This window comes from Nitrosomonas eutropha (genome assembly GCF_003201195.1).
GTDB classification, from domain to species: Bacteria; Pseudomonadota; Gammaproteobacteria; order Burkholderiales; family Nitrosomonadaceae; genus Nitrosomonas; species Nitrosomonas eutropha.
Genome location: NZ_QICQ01000054.1, coordinates 1 through 6590, shown reverse-complemented (window position 1 = coordinate 6590; position 6590 = coordinate 1). Strand labels below are relative to the sequence as shown.

6 protein-coding genes and 3 pseudogenes are annotated in these 6590 nt (G+C 49.4%); 5 read left to right on the top strand and 4 right to left on the bottom strand.

Annotated elements, in window-relative coordinates:
* The 3 genes and pseudogenes from C8R14_RS14240 to speA all read left to right on the top strand — a co-directional run.
* Window positions 1–189 (top strand): annotated as a pseudogene (locus C8R14_RS14240) (IS481 family transposase); the annotation flags it as partial.
* A 680-nt stretch (window positions 190–869) separates the two neighbouring features.
* Window positions 870–1814: an agmatinase gene (gene speB / locus C8R14_RS12660; RefSeq protein WP_011635206.1), complete on the top strand. Its 945-nt coding sequence runs from the start codon at window positions 870–872 to the stop codon at window positions 1812–1814.
* Window positions 1815–1825: 11 nt separating this feature from the next.
* The gene (gene speA, locus C8R14_RS12655; protein WP_011635207.1) at window positions 1826–3784 is read left to right on the top strand and encodes a biosynthetic arginine decarboxylase; all 1959 of its coding nucleotides are present in this window, start codon (window positions 1826–1828) and stop codon (window positions 3782–3784) included.
* Here speA and C8R14_RS12650 read toward each other — a convergent pair.
* The 3 genes from C8R14_RS12650 to C8R14_RS12640 all read right to left on the bottom strand — a co-directional run bounded on the left by C8R14_RS12650 (window position 3776) and on the right by C8R14_RS12640 (window position 5115).
* The gene (locus tag C8R14_RS12650; RefSeq protein WP_256328339.1) at window positions 3776–4159 is read right to left on the bottom strand and encodes a DDE-type integrase/transposase/recombinase; all 384 of its coding nucleotides are present in this window, start codon (window positions 4157–4159) and stop codon (window positions 3776–3778) included. The genes speA and C8R14_RS12650 overlap by 9 nt on opposite strands.
* A 139-nt stretch (window positions 4160–4298) precedes the next feature.
* Window positions 4299–4592 (bottom strand): IS3 family transposase, encoded by a 294-nt coding sequence (locus C8R14_RS12645; RefSeq protein WP_011635209.1) that lies wholly within the window; start codon window positions 4590–4592, stop codon window positions 4299–4301.
* Window positions 4593–4653: 61 nt separating this feature from the next.
* Window positions 4654–5115, bottom strand: a complete 462-nt coding sequence (locus C8R14_RS12640) for a hypothetical protein (RefSeq protein ID WP_011635210.1) — start codon at window positions 5113–5115, stop codon at window positions 4654–4656.
* Window positions 5116–5232: 117 nt separating this feature from the next.
* On the opposite strand from C8R14_RS12640, the pseudogene C8R14_RS14465 reads away from it, so the two are divergent.
* A pseudogene (locus C8R14_RS14465) lies at window positions 5233–5400 on the top strand (transposase); the annotation flags it as partial.
* A gap of 31 nt (window positions 5401–5431) precedes the next feature.
* Here the strand turns inward: C8R14_RS14465 and C8R14_RS12630 are convergent.
* A pseudogene (locus tag C8R14_RS12630) lies at window positions 5432–6423 on the bottom strand (IS3 family transposase); the annotation flags it as partial.
* A gap of 62 nt (window positions 6424–6485) precedes the next feature.
* On the opposite strand from C8R14_RS12630, the gene C8R14_RS12625 reads away from it, so the two are divergent.
* A partial coding sequence (locus tag C8R14_RS12625) for a transposase (protein WP_146208373.1) occupies window positions 6486–6590 on the top strand: 105 nt, incomplete at its 3' end.

The window sequence follows — 6590 nt, the reverse complement described above, 5'->3', positions numbered from 1 at the left end:
AAACGGTATTATTACGACTCACACGATCAGTTGAAGGCCCATCTCCATCGCTTTGTGATGGCTTATAACTTCGCCAAAAGACTAAAAGCTCTCAAAGGCCTAACACCCTATGAATACATCTGCAAAATCTGGAAAAATGAGCCAGATCGTTTTATCTTTGATCCATTCCAGCACACCGTGGGACTAAACAGTTATCCGCTGTTCATGGTGCACCGACACCCGGAAAATGATGTGATCAACCAGGTGAGCAGCCGTCTGCGCCATGCGCCGCCCGTCGCACGAGGGGCGAAATCCACGCCGTTTGCAGAAAAACGGCCACCCGTTTCTCATGGGCGCAGCTTGTACAACGTAGACATAAGAACCCATGGGTCAGCATGCCACGAAATGCCCCAAATTCGTCTTTAACAAAGTCAGGCACCCTGAACCCGATTTCCGTCTCAACCTGTATAAAGAAAGTTTCGATGTGCTCTTGCACCAACCAATACAGAGTGGTTTCTTCCGGTCGGTGCCATTCATAGTGGAGCTGATTTTCAACCGCTGCGTGTTGAGCTGGTTGGCGCAGGTTCTCTTGGTGGAATTGAGTGCAGGGTGTGGCCGTCGACATGATCTTTGAGAACGAATATTTTCGTTCTCAAAGTATCGACTTCTTTCTCTTGCCGGGCCTTGAGCTGCTACAATCAATCAAGATCCGGAATTCATTGCGGAACATGTTGATGAGGTGTGGATTCAAATCGCCGAGCACCAGCTCGCGCAATTTGAATCCGGTGCGGTGAAACCGGTTAGCTGGGAGTCCGAAGTTTCATCAAATGAAAACATGAAATCGAAAACAAAGATGGAATTACCGCGAACACGCTATAGCAAGGAGATTTATGAATACTTGGGATAACGGGTTTCGTGGCAAACCCGGACAGGGGATGTCGCATACTCTGAGTTTCGGGGGTGCAGCCAGTTTTTTTCGCGTGCCTTACCAGGCAGATATCACAGGAGTTGATGTGGTCGTAACCGGAGTGCCGTTGGATATCGCCACCACCAATCGATCCGGCGCGCGACTGGGGCCTCGCGCCATTCGAAATGCATCGTTATCGCTGGCATGGGAGCGTCCATGGCCTTGGAATATAGACCCGATGACTGCATTGCGTGTAATTGATTGTGGTGATTGCGAACCCGTTACTGACGATTTGTTGAGCGTAGCGCATATCGAGGCACATATCGCCAATATTATCGGGGCAGGAGCAGCAGCCTTGGTGCTCGGTGGAGATCATTTTGTCGCTTACCCAAGCCTGCGGGCACACGCCGCTGTGCATGGTCCTATCAGCCTGATTCATTTTGATGCCCATACTGATACTTGGCCTTCCTCCGGTAATGGTATTAATCACGGCACTATGTTTTATCAGGCAACACATGAGGGAATTGTAAATCCAGCATCATCCACACAAATTGGCATTCGCACCACTAATGATGACACACTGGGTTTTCATATCGTTTCCGCAGCAGATGTGCATCAAACGACCGGTCGCGACATAGCCAGCCAGATACACGAGCGAGTTGGTGAAAAACCGGTGTATATCACCTTTGATATCGATTGCTTGGACCCAGCTTTTGCACCCGGCACTGGCACACCTGTACCGGGTGGACTGTCATCCTTCCAGGCACTGAGTATTATTCGTGAACTAAAAGGCATCAATCTGATAGGCATGGATGTCGTCGAAGTGGCGCCCGCGTATGATCATGCTGAAATTACTGCGCTAGCGGCTGCACAGATTGCAGTTGAATTGTTATGTCTTTACGCTGAAAGTCACAGACAAAGAAATTGAAAGAGTAATCGATGACCAATGAAGCAGTAGCAAAACACGATTGGTCCTGTGAGGATTCGCAGGCACTTTATGCCATGAGTAAATGGGGAGATGGCTTTTATTCGGTGAACAAGATGGGGCATGTTTCTGTTCGTCCTATAGAAGGTCAGGATCTGCACATAGATATCATAGATGTAATTCAATCAGCTCGCTCCGAAGGTGCTTCTCTACCAATGCTGATTCGTTTTCAGGATGTGATAAGTTCGCGCGTGCGACGCCTGAATCAAACGTTTCGGAAGGCGATTCATGAAAGTGGTTACGAAGGGACATATCGCAGTATTTATCCTATTAAAGTGAATCAGCTGCAAGAAGTGGTGGCAGAGGTACTGGAAGCTGGTCAAGAATTTAACATTGGACTGGAATGTGGCTCCAAAGCCGAGTTATTAGCCATGCTGCCGCTGGTTGCCGATGAAACACTGCTGCTTTGCAATGGCGTAAAAGACCGCACGATGTTGACCCTGATGCTGAATGCGCAGCAAATCGGACAGCAAGTGATGCCCATCATTGAAAAATACTCGGAGTTTGAGCAGTTGATGAATTTGGCAGAAGCACGCCAGATGAAACCGCGGCTGGGTGTGCGATTAAAGCTGAACACCAAAGGATCGGGACGTTGGTTTGAGTCCGGCGGTGCAAATTCCAAGTTTGGACTGACTATTTCAGAGCTGGTACAACTGATACGGACATTGGAAAATCGGGAGATGGCCGGGCAACTGGAACTGCTGCATTTTCATCTGGGAAGTCAAATTGCTGATATTCAGGTACTACGAAGTGCCATCAGAGAAATCATGCAGGTTTACGCTGATTTGATGTTGCGGGGGATGCAGATCAAGTATCTGGATGTCGGTGGCGGACTCGGAGTGAATTACGGTGGTGATTACGACAACCCGGAATCATCCATTAATTACGGACTGCGCGAGTATGCCAATGTAGTAGTTTATACGGTTAAGGAAATTTGTGATCAGCGGCAAGTACCCATGCCGCAACTTTTGTCAGAAAGTGGTCGCGCACTCACTGCGCATCACTCCGTGCTGGTGGTTCCTGTTTTGGGTGTACACAAGCCGGACAGTCCGTACATGGCCGAATCTCCGGCTGAACTACCTGCCGTGGTGTTACGAATGACGTCGGTATATAGCGATGCGCAATCTGCGGAGAAAATGAGTACGCTGCTGGAATGCTATCACGATGCACAAGAAATCCGTCAGGAGACCGAACAGATGGCGCGGTTGGGTTATCTGTCTGTTGAACACATGGCGCAATCGGATAGTTTGTACTGGAGTATTTGCCGCGAGGTGCTGCGCAAGCTAACGGCGATTGGGTCGATTCCGGTCACAGCTGAGCAGATTGAGTTGGAGAAGCAGCTTACGGACATGTATCTGGGAGATTTTTCCGTATTTCATTCGATTATCGACCACTGGGCCATCGGACAGGTATTCCCCGTGATGCCTCTCCATCGGTTGTGGAATAAACCTGAACGACGCGGTCAACTGGTTGATTTAACCTGCGACTCGGATGGCAAGGTAAGTCAGTATGTAACATCGTCCGGCACCAGTGATTGGTTGCCTTTGCATAATTTTCGTCAAGATGAATCCTATTATCTGGGTATTTTTCTCGTCGGGGCTTATCAAGAGATACTGGGAGACGCTCACAATCTTTTCGGACGTGTAGGCGAAGTTCACGTTTATGCAAAAGCAGAAGAAGCAAACGGTTTTTGGATCGAGGCACTGCTGAAGGGAATTAGTGTGAAGGAAATGCTGAGCCAGGTTCAGTATTTTCCCAATGACCTGGATCGCCGTATGTCGGAGTTTATCCGCAGACAGATAAATGCTGGACGTATCAAGCCTGCAGAAGGAACACGAATTCTTAATAATTATACTCAGCGCTTGGGAGATACCACTTACTGTGATGTTTCTTCCAATGAACCGTTATCGTAGCGCAGCGACGACGAGCTCGGCAGGCATAGTGGGCGCCATGATGGCCCAACCGATGATTTTGCGTGAGTACAGGTCCATGACGGCGGCCAGGTAAAGCCAGCCCTGGCGAGTGCGGATATACGTGATGTCCGACACCCAGGCCTGATTCGGTTGTGCCACGTTAAACTGCCGGTCAAGTAAATTCGGTGCCACGGGATAGTCGTGTTTGCTATCGGTTGTGTTAATAAATTTACGTTTCCATATGGGACACAATCCATTCTCGCGCATGAGCCGGCGCACACGAAATCGCCCCACGGGAACGCCACGCTGCGCCAGCGCCTTGCGTACACGGCGACTACTGTCGCTCTTGCCACTGGCCATAAATGCTGCCTTCACCTGAGCACTCGCCTGCACATCCCTGGCCGGTGCCGTGCGGTGCTGGCGTTGATAATACCCTGCACGGCTACGCCCAAGACCCGACAGGCCTGCGTTACGGGTATGGCCTTCTCCTGCCACTGCTGAACCAACTGATAGGTCATTTCAGTTCCCGGGCGAAGAAGGTCGATGCTTTTTTTAACAAGTCGTTATCAGAGCGCAATTGTCGAATCTCTGCCTCCAGGGTTCGAATCCGTTGCTGCTCAAGCGTCAACGGCTTACCGATGCCGCGTTGACCGTTAAGATCTGCCTGATACTGCGCGACCCAACGACGAATCGCTGTTTCCCCCACCCCCATCGTTTTGGAGACCTCGCTCACACTAAGGTCGTGATCCTTGATCATGTGAACAACTTCCAATTTAAATTGAGTGTCAAATTTCCTGCGTGCTTTCATTAGTATGTCCTCTTAAAGTGAATTTTATCCACCTATCGAGGTGTCTGTTTAAATTAGACCACTACAAGGCACCGAGATTGAGCGCGAGCGCCTGGATGGGTAGGCTCGAGCCCGTCCGCTTGTAGAGCCGGGTGCAGGCGTCGGCGAATTTGATGTCATGGTCATTGAGTCCGGCAGCCGCTTTCTGCGCTAGCCCGTGAAGGATGTCGAGTTCTGATCCTGCTTCGATCTTGGGCAGGTCGGGCGAGACCGAGTTATCATCGAAGGCGACCACTGCAGCCACTACGAAACCGATAACAGCCGATTCGAGTCTGCGTTGGGCGGCCTCATGGAGGTAAGGCAGAAGCTCGGCTGCCATCATCGAAACCGTGACGCCGTGTAGTAACGCAAAGTTGTTCAGGCCGGTGTTTCGCACCTGCGCCGCACATGCCGCCAGTGCCAGTCGGTCGAAGGCAGCGGGCAGATCTTCGGCCGGGCGGGCTGATGCAACGAGGTCGAACACACCGGGCTCGTCCATCGCCATTCGTAAGCCATAAACGAGTAGCCCATCTGGCCTTTGGGCCGCATCCAGACGGGGATGATGTGGCTACACTAAACCGGACACATTCCTTAAAATAACTGAAAGAAGGAATGTATTTAAATGATCCAAGAAAAACCCAAAGTCTATACAGCTGAATTTAGGGAGTCATCGGTAAAGTTGGCCATTGAATCGGATAAACCTGTAGCCCAAACCGCCAGAGAAATTGGCGTGAATGAAAACACCTTACATACCTGGATCAGTAAATACAGTCGACCGGTTGATAACATAATGATGTGTCAACACTTTTCTGGACACAAAGTTAAGCAGCATTTTGCTGCAACTCGAAATCAACGGGCGATATATATCCATTAGCTGAATGCAATCGCTCTCGGTTGTAAAACACTTCGATATATTCAAACACAGCCTGTTTAGCTTCTTCCCGAGAATGAAACGTTTGATGATGGATCAATTCTATTTTTAAGGTATGGAAGAAGCTTTCCGACACGGCGTTGTCCCAGCAATTTCCCTTCCGGCTCATGCTTTGTTGGATGCCATGCTGCTTTAGTAATTGCCGGTGACTTTCTGAGGCGTATTGGCTACCCCGATCGGTATGCCATAACAGGCCTTTGTCGGGTTTACGTTTCCAAATAGCCATCTGGAGCGCATCGTTGACTAACTGTGTTTTCATATGTGCGGCCATTGACCAGCCTACGACCTGCCGGGAAAACAAGTCGATCACGACCGCCAGATACAACCAGCCTTCCAGGGTATGAATATAAGTGAGATCGCCCACATATACCTGATTTATCTGATCTATGGAAAACTGACGATCCAAATAATTAGGCGCAATAGGCAATTCATGCTTTGAATGAGTGGTAGCTTTAAATCGACGTTTGGTTTTACAGGCCAGTCCGGCTTCCTTCATTAGCCGGCTTATTCGCCGCCGACCCACGGATCGGCCTTGGTGAGACATAGCTATTTTGAGACGGCGGGTGCCGTATGTATTCCGGCTTTTTTTAAATAATTTTTTTACAATACTGCTGAGTTGCTCGTCTTCTCGTTCCCTGAATGAAGGAATTCGATGCAGCCAATCATAGTAAGCACTCTGTGAGACCTGTAAAAATCGGCACATCGATAACACGGTGAATTCACCTTGATGCTGTTTGATCCAGGCGTACTTCACCGTTGCTCCTTGGCAAAGTACGCGGCAGCCTTTTTTAATAGGTCGCGCTCCTCGGTCAGTCGGGCAACCTCTTTTTTTAGCTGCTTTAACTCTTCATAGAGATGTTCGTCAGTGCGCACTGCCTTTATGATATGGTCTAATAGACCCGGACACTCCAGTTAAGAGAAAATAGTCTTAATTGGAGGATGAAATGGAGCCTAGGAAACACTATACAAAGGAATTCAAGCTGGATGCAATCAGCTTGGTACTGGATCAGGGATTAACGATAGCAGAAGCTGCCAGAAGCCTGGAAATC

Bases quoted from the DNA above. Each gene is read 5' to 3' on its own strand.
- speB (WP_011635206.1), top strand. From the start codon at position 870: ATGAATACTTGGGATAACGGGTTTCGTGGCAAACCCGGACAGGGGATG.
- speA (WP_011635207.1), top strand. From the start codon at position 1,826: ATGACCAATGAAGCAGTAGCAAAACACGATTGGTCCTGTGAGGATTCG.
- C8R14_RS12645 (WP_011635209.1), bottom strand. From the start codon at position 4,592: ATGAAAGCACGCAGGAAATTTGACACTCAATTTAAATTGGAAGTTGTT.
- C8R14_RS12640 (WP_011635210.1), bottom strand. From the start codon at position 5,115: ATGGCGATGGACGAGCCCGGTGTGTTCGACCTCGTTGCATCAGCCCGC.